We start from the raw sequence: 15,455 nt of genomic DNA on the forward strand, positions 1-15,455 counted from the left end.
ACAAAGTCCCGGCTTGTCCGGGGCGGCATAAGGTGGAGGTCATGACAGACCAGGTCACCGCAGCAGACCGGGGCGTACCGGACATCTCGGACAAGCCCACGTCCGCGTCCCGCACCACACTCAGCCACATCATGACCCACAACGACACCAACCTGCTGGGCACGGTGCACGGCGGTGTGATCATGAAGCTCGTGGACGACGCGGCGGGCGCGGTCGCCGGCCGGCACAGCGGGGGCCCCGCCGTCACCGCCTCGATGGACGAGATGGTGTTCCTGGAGCCGGTCCGGGTCGGCGACCTGGTCCATGTGAAGGCGCAGGTCAACTGGACCGGCCGCACCTCCATGGAGGTCGGCGTCCGCGTCCTCGCGGAGCGCTGGAACGAATCCGCGCCCGCCACCCAGGTCGGCTCCGCCTATCTGGTCTTCGCCGCGGTCGACGCCGACGGCAAGCCCCGCCCGGTCCCCCAGGTCGTCCCGGAGACGGAGCGCGACAAGCGCCGCTACCAGGAGGCCCAGATCCGCCGCACCCACCGCCTGGCCCGACGCCGGGCGATCCGCGAGCTGCGGGAGAAGCGCGCGGCGGAGGGCATCGAGGACTGACGCCCACGTCACGCGCGGGTCCGTGATCCGACGGTGCGGGGCCGGGATCGGCGGGGACGCGCGTTTCACCCGGCGGTGCGCGGCTTGTGACCGGAACGTCGAGACGCGCCCCTCGACCCGGTGAGAGACGCGCTCCCCCGGCGCCGTGAGATACGCGCGTCGCCCCCCGTCCGGCCCCCGAAGCGGGGCGGGACGGGGGGCGACGGGTGGTGGCCGCGGGGGTGCCTTACGGCAGGTTGCGGGCCATCACGATGCGCTGGACCTGGTTCGTGCCCTCGTAGATCTGGGTGATCTTGGCGTCGCGCATCATGCGCTCGACCGGGTAGTCGCGGGTGTAGCCGTAGCCGCCGAGGAGCTGGACCGCGTCCGTGGTGACCTCCATCGCCACGTCCGAGGCGAAGCACTTGGCCGCCGCGCCCTGGAAGGTGAGGTCGCTGTCGCCGCGCTCCGACTTGGCCGCCGCGGCGTACGTCAGCTGGCGGGCGGCCTCGATCTTCATCGCCATGTCGGCGAGCATGAACTGGATGCCCTGGAAGTCGGCGATCGGCTTGCCGAACTGCTTGCGCTCCTGGACGTAGCCCTTGGCGTAGTCGAAGGCGCCCTGCGCCACACCGAGCGCCTGCGCGGCGATCGTGATGCGGGTGTGGTCGAGGGTCTTCATCGCCGTGGCGAAGCCGGTGCCCTCCTCGCCGATCATGCGGTCGGCGGGGATGCGGACGTTGTCGAAGTAGACCTCGCGGGTCGGGGAGCCCTTGATGCCGAGCTTCTTCTCGGGGGCGCCGAAGGAGACACCCTCGTCCGACTTCTCGACGACGAACGCCGAGATGCCCTTGGAGCGCTTCTCCGGGTCGGTGACGGCCATCACCGTGTAGTACTCGGACTCGCCGGCGTTGGTGATCCAGCGCTTCACGCCGTTGAGGATCCAGTGGTCGCCGTCGCGGACCGCCTTGGTCTTCATACCGGCCGCGTCCGAGCCGGCGTCGGGCTCGGAGAGGCAGTACGAGAACATCACGTCGCCCTTGGCGAGCGGGCCCAGGTACTTCTTCTTCAGCTCCTCGGAGCCGGAGAGGATCACCGGGAGGGAGCCGAGCTTGTTCACCGCGGGGATCAGGGAGGAGCTCACGCAGACGCGGGCCACCTCCTCGATCACGATCACGGTGGCGAGGGCGTCGGCGCCCGCGCCGCCGTACTCCTCGGGGACGTGCACGGCGTGCAGGTCGTTCGCGACGAGGGCGTCGAAGGCCTCGCGCGGGAAGCGGGCCTCCTCGTCCACCGCGGCGGCGTGCGGCGCGATCTTCGCCTCGGCCAGCGAGCGGATGGCGTCGCGGAGCATGTCGTGCTCCTCGGACGGGCGGTACAGGTCGAAGTCAGCCGATCCGGCCAAGGTCTCTCACGCTCCAATAGACACTGTGACGCTGACGCTAATTACCGTTAAGTAACTCAAATTTTAGAGCTCCGCCCAGCAAGCGCATACGTGACCTTCGCGACAAGGGGAAGAGAGGGGGAGCGGCGGGGAACGGCAGGGCCCGGAGGCGCGGGAAACCGCCCGGTGAGGGGCCCCGGCACGCCCCGGCTATGCTCGGGCACCGCAGCGAACGACGTCCAGTTCAGGAGCACCCATGGCCGCCGCCCCCAGGATCACCGTGATCGGCACCGGGTACCTCGGCGCCACCCATGCCGCCGCCATGGCCGAGCTGGGCTTCGAGGTGCTCGGGCTCGACGTCGTCCCCGAGAAGATCGCGATGCTGGAGCGCGCCGAGACCCCGATGTACGAGCCGGGCCTCGAAGAGCTGCTGCGGCGGCACGTGGCCGGCATCGAGGGCTCCAGCGGGCGGCTGCGCTTCACCACCGACTGGGCCGAGGTCGGCGCCTTCGGCGACGTCCACTTCGTCTGTGTGAACACCCCGCAGAAGCACGGCGAGTACGCCTGCGACATGTCCTACGTCGACGCCGCCGTCGCCTCCCTCGCCCCGCACCTCACCCGGCCCGCCCTGGTCGTCGGCAAGTCGACCGTGCCCGTCGGCTCCGCCGAGCGGCTCGCCGCCTATCTGGCCGAGCACGCGCCGGCCGGCGAGGAGGCCGAGCTGGCCTGGAACCCGGAGTTCCTGCGGGAGGGCTTCGCCGTGCAGGACACCCTGCACCCGGACCGGATCGTCGTGGGTGTGCGCAGCGAGCGCGCCGAGCGGACCCTGCGCCAGGTCTACGCGACCCCGATCGGCGAGGGCTCGCCGTTCGTCGTGACGGACTTCCCGACCGCCGAGCTGGTGAAGACCTCCGCGAACTCCTTCCTCGCCACCAAGATCTCCTTCATCAACGCGATGGCGGAGGTGTGCGAGGCCGCCGGCGGCGATGTCGCCAAGCTCGCCGAGGCCATCGGGCACGACGACCGGATCGGCAGGAAGTTCCTGCGCGCCGGGATCGGCTTCGGCGGCGGCTGTCTGCCGAAGGACATCCGGGCCTTCATGGCGCGCGCCGGTGAGCTGGGCGCCGACCAGGCGCTGACCTTCCTGCGCGAGATCGACTCCATCAACATGCGCCAGCGCGGCCAGATGGTCGAGCTGGCCCGCGAGGCCCTCGGCGGGGGTTCCTTCCTGGGCCGGCGGGTCGCCGTGCTCGGGGCGACCTTCAAGCCGGACTCCGACGACGTCCGTGACTCGCCCGCGCTGAACGTCGCCGGGCAGATCCACCTCCAGGGCGGCCAGGTCACGGTCTACGACCCCAAGGGCATGGACAACGCCCGCCGTCTCTTCCCGACCCTGGCGTACGCCGACTCGGCGCTGGAGGCCGTACGGGGCGCCGATGTCGTGCTGCACCTCACCGAGTGGCGCGAGTTCCGCGAGCTGGACCCGGCCGCGCTCGGGGAGGTCGCCAAGGCCCGCGTCGTCCTCGACGGCCGCAACGCGCTGGACCCGCAGCTGTGGCGCAAGGCGGGCTGGACGTACCGGGCGATGGGGCGCCCCACGGCGTAGCAAGGCCGGACGCCTCCGGGCGACGAGCAGGACGACGCCGGTTCGGCCGAGGCTCAGTCGGCCGAACCGGCGTCTTGTTGCATTCTGCACCACGTCGGTGCGGCTCAGGACCGCTTCGCCCGGTAGCGCCGCATCTTGGCGCGCGCCCCGCACACCTGCATCGAACACCAGCGGCCGCGCCCGGCCGGGCTGCGGTCGTAGTACGCCCAGTGGCAGGTGGGCGACTCGCACGCCTTCAGGCGGCTCCAGGTGCCGGCGACCAACGACTCCGCCACGGCGGCCGCGATCCGGGACAGCAGCGGCGGGGTCGCCTGGACGGCGGCGGGCCGGAGTGCCGCGGAGCCGTCCCGTTCGTCGACCGCCACGTACAGGGGTGCGCCCGCGAGCAGCTCGCCGAGCGGGGTGACCTCGCGGTGCGGCGGATGACCGGCGTGGGCCAGCAGGACCGCCCGCAGCGACTCGCGCAGTACGCGCGCGGCCGCCAGCTCCGCCTCGGTCAGTCCGAGGCGCGCCCGGCCGTCCGCCGTGTCGAGCGTGTCGGCGCCCGACTCGATGTCCAGCGTGTTCACCAGGGACTCGACCAGCGCGAGTCCTCCGGGGGCGGCCGATCTCTCACTCATGCCCGCGACCTCATGCTTGCGACGTTACCTCTGATGGGGCAGCATGCAGTAACCGTTACCGGTGGCCCGTCTCTACGGGTAACCCGAGGAGGTAGTCATGGCTCTCGCCAAGCTGGGTGTCGTCGTCCTGGACTGTCCGGACCCGCGCGCGCTCGCCGCGTTCTACGCCGAGGTGCTGGGCGGCACGGTCGAGGGGGACGGCGACTGGGTGGACCTGAAGGTGCCGGGCGGTCAGGCCCTGGCGTTCCAGGCGGCCCCGGGATTCGTACCGCCGCGGTGGCCGTCGCCCGAGCACTCGCAGCAGTTCCACCTGGACCTGGTCGTCGACGACCTCGACGAGGCCGAGCGGGGAGTGCTGGCGCTGGGGGCGAAGCCGCTGGCCGAGGAGGGCGGCAGCAGCTTCCGGGTTTACGCCGACCCGGTCGGGCACCCGTTCTGTCTCTGCGCCTGCTGACACCGGGAGACCCCATGACCGCGATCGCCCGCCTCCGCAACGTCGTGATCGACTGCCCGGAACCGCTGCCGCTCGCCCAGTTCTACGCGGCGGTCGCCGGGGGCACGCCCGAGGTCCAGGACCCCGACTGGGTGGTGCTGCGCATCCCCGACGGGCCCCGGCTCGCCTTCCAGCGGGCGCCCGGCCTCACCCCTCCGGAGTGGCCGCGGGCGGACCGCAACGCTCAGCAGTTCCACCTCGACTTCGACGCCGGGGCGACCTGGGAGGAGGTCGACCGGGCCCATGAGCGGGTGATCGCGCTGGGGGCGAAGCCGCTGGACATGAAGGGCCGGGACAACGGCGAGGACTTCCTGGTGTACGCCGACCCGGCCGGTCATCCCTTCTGCCTGTGCCGGATCTCGTGAGCCGCTAGGGCCTGTCCGGCGGATCATGCCGCAGACGCGGGGCCTGGCACGCCCATCTGCGGCGTTGTCGTCGCTTGCCGATGCTCCGCATCGCCGCGCTCCTCCGCCTTGCAGCTGGCCGCACCAGGCCCCGCTCGCCTGCGCTGACGAGGTCCCGCCGATATCCTGCGACCTGATCCGCCGGACAGGCCCTAGCCGTCCAGTTCCGCGATGCTCGCCGTCGACGGCTCCCTGCGGTCGCGGCTCGCCCGGGAGAGGAAGTCCGCGCTGCGCAGCACCCGCTGGACGTTGCCCCAGGTCAGCAGGGCGATGTCGGGCTCCGGCCAGCCCCGGCGGAGCAGCTCGGCGATCAGCCGGGGATAGCCGGAGGCGTCGGCGAGGTCCTGGGGATGCGCGGCGCCGGAGTCGTAGGTGCCGGACAGGCCGACGGACTCGGGGCCGGCCAGCGCGCGCACATGGTCGAGGTGGTCGGCGACGTCGCGCACGCTCGGGCCGGTCTGCTCGGCCGTCAGCGGCACCAGGCACAGGCCCTTGGCGGCGCCCAGCTGGGTGAGCAGTTCGTCGGGCAGGTTGCCCGGGTGGGGGCGCAGGGCGCGGGCGGCGGCGCGGGTGCACAGCACGGGTGTCTTGGACAGGGCGAGGGCGCGGGCGACGGTGGCGTCGGAGGCGCCGGAGAGATCGGCGAGCACGCCGAGCCGGTTCATCTCGCGCACGACCTCCTCGCCGAACCGGGTCAGCCCGGCCTCGCTCGCCCAGGACGTGCCGGCCAGCGTCAGCACCCGCAGTCCGAGCGAGTGCAGGACGCGCAGGATGCCGAGGGAGTCGTCCAGCGCGGCGGCGCTCGCGGGGCCGAGGAGCACGGCGACGCGGCCGCAGTTGCGGGCGTCGATGACCTGCCCGGCCGAACGGGCCAGCCGCAGCCCCTCGGGGTGGGAGTGGATCACCGAGCGGACCAGGTCCAGCTGTTCCAGGGTGGCGCCCACGGCCCGGTCGGCGGCCAGTCCCTCGGGCAGGTGCAGCGCCCAGAACAGCGCGCCGACATGGCCCTCGCGCAGCCGCGGTACGTCCGTGTCGACGGCGCTCTCGCCCAGCTCCAGGTCGTACCAGGGCAGATGGCGCAGCGCCCAGGGCAGTCCGCTGTAGCCGTCGGCGACGGGGTGCGCGTCGAGGAGGGCGTGGGCGCACTCCAGGGCGCTCCGGGGTTCGGTGGGCTCCGGCGCGGGCAGGTCGCGCAGCTCCGGGAAGGAAGCGTCCAGCGGCAGCTCGCCGACCTCGGTGGTGGGGTTCAGTTCGTCCTGGAGGTCGGCCATGGCGGTCTCCGTACGTCGTGATCGGCGCCGTGATCAGCAGTACGGTCACCGTCGCACGGAGACGGGGCGGCTTCCTGGTGGGTGGGGCGTTCGGGTGCCCCGCCCACCAGGACGGGTTCAGCCGTCCAGGGACGCGATCGTCGCGTTCGACGCGGTGCGCGTGGTCTGGAGCTCGCGGGCCACGTCCTCCGCCGCGCCCAGCACCCGTACGGCGTTGCGCCAGGTCAGCTTGGCGAGGTCGGCCTTCGACCAGCCGCGGTCGAGGAGCTCGGCGATCAGGTTCGGATAGCCGGAGACGTCGTCGAGGCCCTCGGGGGTGAAGGCCGTGCCGTCGTAGTCGCCGCCGATGCCGAGGTGGTCGATGCCGGCGGCCTCGCGCATGTGGTCGAGGTGGTCGGCGACCGTGGAGACCGTGGCGATCGGGCGGGGGTTGCGCTCCTCGAAGGCGCGGTGGATCTTCATCGCCTCGGCGGTGGTGTCGAGGTGGTGGAAGCCGTGCGCGCGCATGTTCTCGTCGGCCGCGGCCGTCCAGTCCACGGCCGCCTGGAGGACGAACTTCGGCACGAAGGTCACCATGGCCATGCCGCCGTTGGCGGGGAGGCGTTCCAGGACGTCGTCGGGGATGTTGCGCGGGTGGTCGCAGACGGCCCGGGCGGAGGAGTGGGAGAAGATCACCGGCGCGGACGAGGTGTCGAGCGCGTCGCGCATGGTCGTCGCCGCGACGTGCGAGAGGTCGACGAGCATGCCGAGCCGGTTCATCTCCCGGACGACCTCCCGGCCGAAGGCCGTGAGACCGCCGGCGCGCGGGGTGTCGGTCGCGGAGTCCGCCCAGTCCACGTTGTCGTTGTGGGTGAGGGTCAGATAGCGCACGCCGAGCCCGTACAGGCCGCGCAGGGTGCCGAGGGAGTTGGCGATGGAGTGCCCGCCCTCCGCGCCCATCAGGGAGGCGATACGGCCCTCGGCGCGCGCGGCCTCCAGGTCGGCGGCGGTCAGCGCGGCCCGCAGCCGCTCGGGGTGCCGTTCGATCAACTGCCGTACGCAGTCGATCTGTTCGAGGGTCGCGGAGACCGCGTCCGGCAGGTCCGAGCGCACGTAGACCGACCAGTACTGCGCGCCGACCCCGCCCTCGCGCAGCCGGGGCAGGTCGGTGTGCAGATGCGGGGTCTGGCGTACGGCGATGTCGCGGGCGTCGAGGTCGTAGCGGACCTGTTCGCGCAGCGCCCAGGGCAGGTCGTTGTGCCCGTCGACGACCGGGAACTCCCGCAGGAGTTCCCGGGCCCGGTCCAGCGATGTCGCGGGGGGCGTCACTTGCCGAACCCGAAGCCGCCGGAGCCGTCGACCTTCGCGCGCAGCCGCTTGCCCTTCTCGGTGGCCTGGTCGTTGAGGTCCTGCTGGAAGTCGCGCATCCTGCCGAGCAGTTCCTCGTCGTGGGTGGCGAGGATGCGGGCGGCCAGCAGACCGGCGTTGCGGGCACCGGCGACGGAGACGGTCGCGACGGGCACACCGGCCGGCATCTGCACGATCGACAGCAGGGAGTCCATGCCGTCGAGGTACTTCAGCGGCACGGGGACGCCGATGACCGGCAGCGGGGTGACGGAGGCGAGCATGCCCGGCAGGTGGGCCGCTCCCCCGGCGCCGGCGATGATCACCTTGAGTCCCCGGTCGGCGGCCTGCTCGCCGTAGGTGATCATCTCGCGCGGCATGCGGTGGGCGGAGACGACGTCGACCTCGTAGGCGATCTCGAACTCGTCCAGGGCCTGGGCGGCGGCCTCCATGACGGGCCAGTCGGAGTCCGACCCCATGACGATGCCAACAACGGGGCTCATTCGGTGATCGTGCCTCTCAGGTAGCCGGCTGCGTGGCGGGCGCGCTCCAGCACCTCGTCCAGGTCGTCGCCGTAGGTGTTGACGTGGCCGACCTTGCGGCCGGGCTTCACGTCCTTGCCGTACATGTGGATCTTGAGCTGGGGGTCGCGGGCCATGCAGTGCAGGTACGCGGAGTACATGTCGGGGTAGTCGCCGCCGAGGACGTTGACCATGACGGTCCACTTCGCGCGCGGGCGCGGGTCGCCGAGCGGGAGGTCGAGGACGGCCCGGACGTGGTTGGCGAACTGGGAGGTGATCGCGCCGTCCTGGGTCCAGTGGCCCGAGTTGTGGGGGCGCATCGCCAGCTCGTTGACGAGGATGCGGCCGTCGCGGGTCTCGAACAGTTCGACGGCGAGGTGGCCGACGACGCCGAGTTCCTTGGCGATGGTCAGGGCCATCTCCTCGGCCTTCAGCGCCAGCGTCCCGTCGAGGCCGGGGGCCGGGGCGACGACCGTGTCGCAGACGCCGGCGACCTGCCGGGACTCGACGACCGGGTAGGCGACGGCCTGGCCGTGCGGCGACCGTACGACGTTGGCGGCGAGCTCGCGGACGTAGTCGACCTTCTCCTCGGCGAGGACGGGGACGCCGGCCCGGAAGGGCTCCGCGGCCTCCTCGACGCTGTCGACGACCCACACGCCCTTGCCGTCGTAGCCGCCGCGGACGGTCTTCAGGACGACGGGGAAGCCGTCGCCCTCCTCCGCGAAGGCGGCCACGTCCGCCGGGTCGCTCACGATCCGGTGCCGTGGGCACGGCACCCCGATCGCGTCGAGCCGCGCCCGCATCACGCCCTTGTCCTGGGCGTGCACGAGGGCGTCGGGGCCGGGGCGCACGGGGATGCCGTCCGCCTCCAGAGCCCTGAGGTGCTCGGTGGGTACATGTTCGTGATCGAAGGTGATCACATCGCAGCCCCGCGCGAACTCACGCAGCGTGTCGAGATCGCGATAGTCGCCGATGACGACATCGCTCACGACCTGCGCCGCGGAATCCTGAGGGGTGTCACTGAGGAGCTTGAACCTGATGCCCAGCGGGATGCCCGCCTCGTGTGTCATACGAGCGAGCTGGCCACCGCCGACCATGCCGACTACCGGGAACGTCACGCCCCTAGGGTATCGGCCGCGCCAGGAAGGCCGGATTCCGTGCCGTCCGCGGCCGGATTCCGGGCTTTGCGCGGCCGGATTCCGGGCAGTGGGGCCGACCACAGGAAACCTTCGAGGGGGGTGGTTAGCATGGCTGGGTTGACACAACCGAGACCCGAACGGGGGCCCGTACGACCATGGGACATGGCGGAGGTGCCTCGGGGCTGCGCCGGCTCGTGCAGGAGCTGGCCAAATTCGGCGCGGTGGGCGGAGCGGGACTGCTCGTCAACCTCGCCGTCTTCAACCTGGTGCGGCATCTCACCGATCTCCAGGTGGTGCGGGCGAGCGTCATAGCGACGGTCGTGTCGATCGTCTTCAACTACATCGGGTTCCGCTACTTCACCTACCGTGACCGCGACAAGAGCGGGCGTACGAAGGAACTGACGCTGTTCCTGCTGTTCAGCGCGGTCGGACTGGTGATCGAGAACGGCGTGCTGTTCGTGGCGACGTACGGCTTCGGCTGGGACAGCCAGCTGCAGAGCAACGTCTTCAAGTTCCTCGGCATCGGCGTCGCGACCCTGTTCCGCTTCTGGTCCTACCGCAGCTGGGTGTTCCGCGCGCTTCCCGCCCGGGAGGCGGTGGCGGACGCCGAGGCCCTGCTGCTGGCGGCGGAGGCCCAGGCACAGGATCCGACGGGGGCCCAGGCGGGCCGCCCGAAGCAGCGCCAGAAGCAGCGCCAGCGCGTCGGCTGACACCCCGCCCGCCCGACGGTCCGGCCGTCCTACCTGACCGTCGGCTCCTCGTCCCTCGGCCGCTTCGTGGGCTGGGTGCGGGAGAGGAACAGACCGAAGACCGGGGGCTGGGTCTGGAGCATCTCCAGACGGCCGCCGTCCGCCTCCGCGAGGTCGCGGGCCACCGCGAGGCCGATGCCCGTCGAGTTGCGGCCGCTGATCGTCCGCTCGAAGATGCGCGCGCCCAGGTCCGCCGGGACGCCGGGCCCCTCGTCGGTGACCTCGACGACCGCCTGGTTGCCGGTGACGCGGGTGCGCAGGGCGACCGTGCCGCCGCCGTGCATCAGGGAGTTCTCGATCAGCGCCGCCAGGACCTGGGCGACCGCGCCGGGCGTGCCCACCGCCTGGAGGTGCCGCTTGCCCGAGCTGACGATCGCCCGGCCCGCGCTGCGGTACGCCGGGCGCCATTCGGCCAGCTGCTGCTGGATGACCTCGTCCAGGTCGAAGGAGACCGCGGAGCCCGTCCGGGGGTCGCGGGAGTTCGTGAGCAGGCGCTGGACCACGTCGGTGAGCCGCTCCACCTGGGTGAGGGCCACATTGGCCTCTTCCTTCACCGTGTCCGGGTCGTCGGTGAGGGTGATCTCCTCCAGCCGCATGGACAGGGCCGTCAGCGGCGTACGGAGCTGGTGGGAGGCGTCGGCGGCCAGGCGCCGCTCGGCGGTCAGCATGCGCGCGATCCGCTCGGCGGAGGAGTCCAGCACATCCGCGACCCGGTCCAGCTCGGGGACGCCGTACCGCTTGTGGCGCGGGCGCGGGTCGCCGGAGCCGAGGCGTTCCGCGGTCTCGGCGAGGTCGGTCAGCGGGGACGCCAGCCGGTTGGCCTGCCGGATGGCCAGCAGCACCGCCGCCACGACCGCCAGCAGCGCCACCAGGCCGATGATCAGCAGGGTCCGCCCGACCTCCCGGGTCACGGTCGAGCGCGGCTCCTCGACGCGGACCGTCTCACCGCCCTCCCCGCGTTCCTCGGCGTGGATGACGTCCCCGCCCGGCCGGGTGCCGACCTCGATGGGCGGGCGGCCGGGGACGCGGATGACGGCGTAGCGGTCCTGGGTCACCTGGTCGCGGAGGATCTCCGCGGTGACGTCCTCGGAGCCGAGCAGCCGGCTGTCGACGATGCCGACGATCCGCACCGCCTCGGAGTCCACCCGCTCCTGCGCGCTGTTGCTGATCGTCCGGCTCTCGACGATGACGAGGGAGACCCCGAAGACCGCGATGACGACCAGGACGACGGCGAGGGTGGACTGGATCAGACGGCGACGCATGGACCCGTACTACTCAGCTCTTCTCGAAGCGGAACCCGACACCGCGCACGGTGGCGATGTACCGGGGGTTCGCCGCGTCGTCGCCGAGCTTCTTGCGCAGCCAGGAGATGTGCATGTCGAGGGTCTTGGTGGACGACCACCAGGTGGTGTCCCAGACCTCGCGCATCAGCTGGTCGCGGGTGACGACCCGGCCCGCGTCGCGGACGAGGACCCGCAGCAGGTCGAACTCCTTGGCGGTGAGCTGGAGCTCCTCCTCGCCCATCCAGGCGCGGTGCGACTCGACGTCGATGCGCACGCCGTGGGTGGCGGGCGGCTGCGTGGGCTCGGCGGCGCCGCGCCGCAGCAGGGCCCGGACCCGGGCGAGCAGTTCGGCGAGGCGGAAGGGCTTGGTGACGTAGTCGTCGGCGCCCGCGTCGAGACCGACGACGGTGTCGACCTCGTCGGCCCGCGCGGTCAGGATCAGGATGGGTACGGCGTGGCCTTCGGCGCGCAGCCGGCGGGCCACCTCCAGGCCGTCCATGCCGGGCAGCCCGAGGTCCAGCACGACGAGGTCGACGCCGCCCTGCATTCCGGCGTCGAGCGCGGTCGGTCCGTCCTCACGCACCTCCACCTCGTACCCTTCCCGGCGCAGTGCGCGGGCCAGCGGCTCCGAGATGGACGCGTCGTCCTCGGCGAGCAGTACACGGGTCATGAGCTGATGGTAGTCCGCGCCGTCTTACGGCCGAGGGGTGATCGGACGTGCCGTTTCTTACCCGGGGACACACCGGACAAGCCACCGGGCCCGGCGCCTCGCCGATTCGCTCTCGATCTTGGTCTGGACCTATGGTTCCACGGGTGCCACCCCCCTGGGGACCTTCGACACAGGGCCAACGGTTCCATGATCACCTGTGATCCGTGTCTCAAGTCCTTCCATATCCGGCAGTGTCCTGCCGTATGGTGAAACAACGCCTCTAGCAGCACGGGGACCTTCGGCGACGACTTGACGCTGAGGGTCTCTTTTGTGTGCGGGCCGGCCCGTCGGCCGGCCCGACAAGGAATGACCTGTGGCCGGGCCTCCCGCGCGTACGACGCGCGCCGAGGCGTGGATCCCGGTGGTCGCCGTCCTTCGCTCCGCGATCCGGAGCGGACTCCCCCCGGGCGTGGGTGGACGAGCCGATCGGCCGGTGCCGGCCGACCCACCGGGCGACGCAACGCTCCAACCGCGCGTCCCGACCAGCAAGGAAACGACCCATGGCGTCCAGCCTGACGAAGGACTCGGTCCGTCCGGCCACCCCCGGCTCCGGGAAGACCTTCTTCGGCCACCCCCGCGGCCTGGCCACCCTCTTCATGACCGAGATGTGGGAGCGGTTCTCCTACTACGGCATGAAGGCCCTGCTCCCGCTCTACCTGGTGGCTCCCGGGGGCCTGCACCTCAGCGCGTCGACGGCGACCGCGATCTACTCCGTGTACCTGTCCCTCGTCTACCTGCTCGCCCTGCCGGGCGGCTGGTTCGCGGACCGGGTGCTCGGCCCCCGCAAGACCGTCGCCGTGGCCGGCGGGATCATCATGCTCGGTCACCTCACCCTGGCGCTGCCGTGGGCCGGTTCCTTCTACGGGGGCCTCGGTCTGGTCGCGATCGGTTCCGGTCTGCTCAAGGCCAACATCTCCACGATGGTCGGCCAGCTCTACGACGGCCCCGACGACCCGCGCCGCGACGGTGGCTTCACCCTCTTCTACATCGGCATCAACCTCGGTGCCTTCGCCGCCCCGCTGGTCATCGGCACCATCGGTGAGAACGTCAACTGGCACTTCGGCTTCGCGCTCGCCGCGCTCGGCATGTCGCTGGGTCTGGCCCAGTTCCTGCTCGGCAGCCGCCACCTGAGCAGCCGGTCGGACGTCGTCCCGACCCCGCTGACCGCCGACGAGAAGGCGGCCACGCTGCGCAAGGCGGGCTTCTGGGCCGCCGTCGCCGCGGTGTTCTACGTCGTCGTGGGCGTCTCCGGCGTCTACACCCTGAACTGGCTGCTGGTCCCGATCACGATCGCCGGCCTGGTCATCCCGGTCCTGGTCATCGCCCGGATGAAGCGGGACAAGGAGCTGGACCGCGCCGAGCAGTCCAAGCTGAGCGCGTACATCTGGTTCTTCGTCGCCGCGGCCGTGTTCTGGATGATCTACGACCAGGGCGGCTCGACCGTGTCGCTGTTCGCCGACTCCTCGGCGGAGAACACGATCTTCGGCTGGGAGTTCCCGGTCTCCTGGTACCAGTCGGTCAACCCGGTCATGATCATGGCGCTGGCCCCGCTGTTCGCCTGGGCCTGGCTGGCCCTGGCCCGGCGCGGCAAGGAGCCCAGCACCGCGGTGAAGTTCGCCATGGGTCTGGTCATGATCGGCGCGTCCTTCTTCCTCTTCCTCGCGCCGCTGTCGATCGCCCAGGACGGGCACAAGGCCGCCGCGCTGTGGCTGGCGGCGATCTACTTCGTGCAGACCATCGGTGAGCTGACCGTCTCTCCCGTGGGTCTGTCGGTCACCACCAAGATGGCGCCGAAGAAGTACGCCTCGCAGATGATGGGCGTCTGGTTCCTCGCGGTCACCGCGGGCGACGCCACCACCGGTCTGCTGTCCATCGCCGGGGTCGACCTCAACAAGACGGGGATCGTGGCACTGGAGGCCGTGCTGGCGGTCGTCGCCGGTGCGGCGGTGTGGATGTACCGGAACAAGGTGAAGGAACTCATGGGGGACGTGCACTGACGTTCGTCTGAGATACGCGGAGAGGGCCGTTGCAGGCGCGTGTGTCTGCAACGGCCCTCTGTGCGTCGGCGTGTGGGTGGGTTACCTCGTCCGGCGTCTCGGCATGAACGTGAAGACCGCCGCTCCCAGCAGGATCGTCGTGCCTGCCACCAGGCCCAGGGCCTTCAGGGCGCCGTGGTCGCCCGAGCCGGTCTCCGCCAGGCCGCCGCCGGTCGACGTACCGCCGGAGGAGGAGCCGGAGCCGCCCGACGCGCCGCCCGCCTGCTCCTGCGTGTTCAGGGTCAGGGAGACCGACGTCCTGTCGGGGTGGCAGGTCGTCGTCGTGCCCAGGGCCTTGATGACCAGGACGCCCGGGGAGAGGGTCGACGCGCCCGACGCGCCCGGCCTGTAGGTGCCCCTCAGGTCGGGGATCTGTATCGGTTCGCCCGACTTGATGGGCGCGGAGTTCATCGCGCCCTCGGTGTGGACCGTGCCCTTGTCGGCACCGCCCAGGGCCACCTCCATCGACGGCTTGACCGAGTTCGCGGGGATGTCGGCCGGGCTGTTCATCACCGACTTCTTGAACTGCACGGTGATCGCGTAACTCCCGCCGCTCTTCTTGGCGTTGATCTGCACCGGCGAGGTCGCCTTCTTCTCGCCGAGGGGCGACTGGCAGGTGTACGGGATCTCCACGACCTTGCCGGTGAAGTCGGTCTGGCCGCCGGTGCCGCCCGTGTCGCCGCCTCCGCCGTCACCGCCGCCGCCGGTCTGGCTCGCGGACGCGCTCGGCGTACCGGACGACGACTGCGAGCCCGTCGGACTCGGCGTGGAGGTCTGCGAGCCCCCGCCTCCGGCCGTCACGGTGATCGTCGCCGCCTGCTGCACGGTCTGCGTCGGCGCGCACGTCGTGTTCGTGCCCATGGCGTTGACGACGTACGTGCCCGGTGTCAGCGTCACCTGCCCGGCCGTAGTCAGTTTCAGCGTGCCCTTCATGGAGGACAGCACCATCGTGGCGCCCTTGGGGATCGCCGGGTTCTCGCGCGGACCCTGCATCGCGATGTCGGCGGTCTGCGCCCCGGCCGCCTTCAACGTCCCCGACGGCTGCACCGAGTTGGCGGGCAGATCGATGATGTCGGGGTTCTTGGACGCGGGCTGGGTGAACTTCCAGACGATGTCCACCGTGTCGCCGACCTTCGCCGTGGCCGGGGCGGTGATCTCCACCTTCGTCGTGCCGTCGACGGGGTCGATGCCCGCGGGCGGCACGCAGTGGGTGGCGTAGGACACCTCGGCGGCCTGGGCCGGGCCGACGGCCAGGCCCAGCAGCGTGGCCGTGCCGCCGACCAGGACGGCCGCCGTCGCCGCCGCCAGTCCCCTGCGTACGGGAGTGGCTCTCTCGCGC

At 71.4% G+C, this 15,455-nt stretch carries 15 protein-coding genes; 6 read left to right on the plus strand and 9 right to left on the minus strand.

Annotation, left to right across the window (positions count from 1 at the left end; translation table 11 throughout):
• Positions 1–41 precede the first annotated feature (41 nt).
• Positions 42–599 carry an acyl-CoA thioesterase gene (locus ACZ5NW_RS29555; protein WP_468747009.1) on the plus strand — a complete coding sequence of 186 codons (558 nt, stop codon included), beginning with the start codon at positions 42–44 and terminating at the stop codon, positions 597–599.
• Positions 600–825: 226 nt separating this feature from the next.
• On the opposite strand, the gene ACZ5NW_RS29560 is transcribed toward ACZ5NW_RS29555, so the two are convergent.
• Positions 826–1,983, minus strand: a complete 1,158-nt coding sequence (locus ACZ5NW_RS29560; protein WP_468747010.1) for an acyl-CoA dehydrogenase — start codon at positions 1,981–1,983, stop codon at positions 826–828.
• A gap of 235 nt (positions 1,984–2,218) precedes the next feature.
• On the opposite strand from ACZ5NW_RS29560, the gene ACZ5NW_RS29565 reads away from it, so the two are divergent.
• Positions 2,219–3,568 carry a UDP-glucose dehydrogenase family protein gene (locus tag ACZ5NW_RS29565; protein WP_468747011.1) on the plus strand — a complete coding sequence of 450 codons (1,350 nt, stop codon included), beginning with the start codon at positions 2,219–2,221 and terminating at the stop codon, positions 3,566–3,568.
• 104 nt (positions 3,569–3,672) lie between these two features.
• On the opposite strand, the gene ACZ5NW_RS29570 is transcribed toward ACZ5NW_RS29565, so the two are convergent.
• Positions 3,673–4,188 carry a CGNR zinc finger domain-containing protein gene (locus tag ACZ5NW_RS29570; protein ID WP_468747012.1) on the minus strand — a complete coding sequence of 172 codons (516 nt, stop codon included), beginning with the start codon at positions 4,186–4,188 and terminating at the stop codon, positions 3,673–3,675.
• Positions 4,189–4,285: 97 nt separating this feature from the next.
• Between ACZ5NW_RS29570 and ACZ5NW_RS29575 the strand changes: the two genes are divergently transcribed.
• Entirely contained in the window at positions 4,286–4,642 is a 357-nt protein-coding gene (locus tag ACZ5NW_RS29575; protein WP_468747013.1) for a VOC family protein, read from the plus strand.
• A gap of 14 nt (positions 4,643–4,656) precedes the next feature.
• Positions 4,657–5,046: a VOC family protein gene (locus ACZ5NW_RS29580; RefSeq protein ID WP_468747014.1), complete on the plus strand. Its 390-nt coding sequence runs from the start codon at positions 4,657–4,659 to the stop codon at positions 5,044–5,046.
• 191 nt (positions 5,047–5,237) lie between these two features.
• On the opposite strand, the gene ACZ5NW_RS29585 is transcribed toward ACZ5NW_RS29580, so the two are convergent.
• The 4 genes from ACZ5NW_RS29585 to ACZ5NW_RS29600 form a co-directional block, all read right to left on the minus strand.
• Positions 5,238–6,356 (minus strand): dipeptidase, encoded by a 1,119-nt coding sequence (locus tag ACZ5NW_RS29585; protein ID WP_468747015.1) that lies wholly within the window; start codon positions 6,354–6,356, stop codon positions 5,238–5,240.
• Between the two features lie 117 nt (positions 6,357–6,473).
• Positions 6,474–7,664 (minus strand): dipeptidase, encoded by a 1,191-nt coding sequence (locus tag ACZ5NW_RS29590; protein ID WP_468747016.1) that lies wholly within the window; start codon positions 7,662–7,664, stop codon positions 6,474–6,476.
• Positions 7,661–8,182 carry a 5-(carboxyamino)imidazole ribonucleotide mutase gene (purE, locus tag ACZ5NW_RS29595; RefSeq protein ID WP_468747017.1) on the minus strand — a complete coding sequence of 174 codons (522 nt, stop codon included), beginning with the start codon at positions 8,180–8,182 and terminating at the stop codon, positions 7,661–7,663. The genes ACZ5NW_RS29590 and purE overlap by 4 nt, the downstream gene beginning before the upstream one ends.
• Positions 8,179–9,318 (minus strand): 5-(carboxyamino)imidazole ribonucleotide synthase, encoded by a 1,140-nt coding sequence (locus ACZ5NW_RS29600; RefSeq protein ID WP_468747018.1) that lies wholly within the window; start codon positions 9,316–9,318, stop codon positions 8,179–8,181. Before ACZ5NW_RS29600 ends, purE begins: the two co-directional genes overlap by 4 nt.
• A 176-nt stretch (positions 9,319–9,494) precedes the next feature.
• Between ACZ5NW_RS29600 and ACZ5NW_RS29605 the strand changes: the two genes are divergently transcribed.
• Positions 9,495–10,049 carry a GtrA family protein gene (locus tag ACZ5NW_RS29605; RefSeq protein ID WP_468747019.1) on the plus strand — a complete coding sequence of 185 codons (555 nt, stop codon included), beginning with the start codon at positions 9,495–9,497 and terminating at the stop codon, positions 10,047–10,049.
• A gap of 29 nt (positions 10,050–10,078) precedes the next feature.
• On the opposite strand, the gene ACZ5NW_RS29610 is transcribed toward ACZ5NW_RS29605, so the two are convergent.
• Positions 10,079–11,350, minus strand: coding sequence for an ATP-binding protein (locus ACZ5NW_RS29610; RefSeq protein WP_468747020.1), 1,272 nt, complete (start codon positions 11,348–11,350; stop codon positions 10,079–10,081).
• Positions 11,351–11,363: 13 nt separating this feature from the next.
• Positions 11,364–12,041 carry a response regulator transcription factor gene (locus ACZ5NW_RS29615; protein ID WP_468747021.1) on the minus strand — a complete coding sequence of 226 codons (678 nt, stop codon included), beginning with the start codon at positions 12,039–12,041 and terminating at the stop codon, positions 11,364–11,366.
• 539 nt (positions 12,042–12,580) lie between these two features.
• Here ACZ5NW_RS29615 and ACZ5NW_RS29620 point away from each other — a divergent pair.
• Positions 12,581–14,077 (plus strand): oligopeptide:H+ symporter, encoded by a 1,497-nt coding sequence (locus ACZ5NW_RS29620; protein ID WP_468747022.1) that lies wholly within the window; start codon positions 12,581–12,583, stop codon positions 14,075–14,077.
• An 81-nt stretch (positions 14,078–14,158) separates the two neighbouring features.
• Here the strand turns inward: ACZ5NW_RS29620 and ACZ5NW_RS29625 are convergent, their stop codons facing one another.
• Positions 14,159–15,424 (minus strand): hypothetical protein, encoded by a 1,266-nt coding sequence (locus tag ACZ5NW_RS29625; RefSeq protein ID WP_468747341.1) that lies wholly within the window; start codon positions 15,422–15,424, stop codon positions 14,159–14,161.
• Positions 15,425–15,455 lie beyond the last annotated feature (31 nt).

This window comes from Streptomyces sp. NPDC032126, from assembly GCF_055580085.1.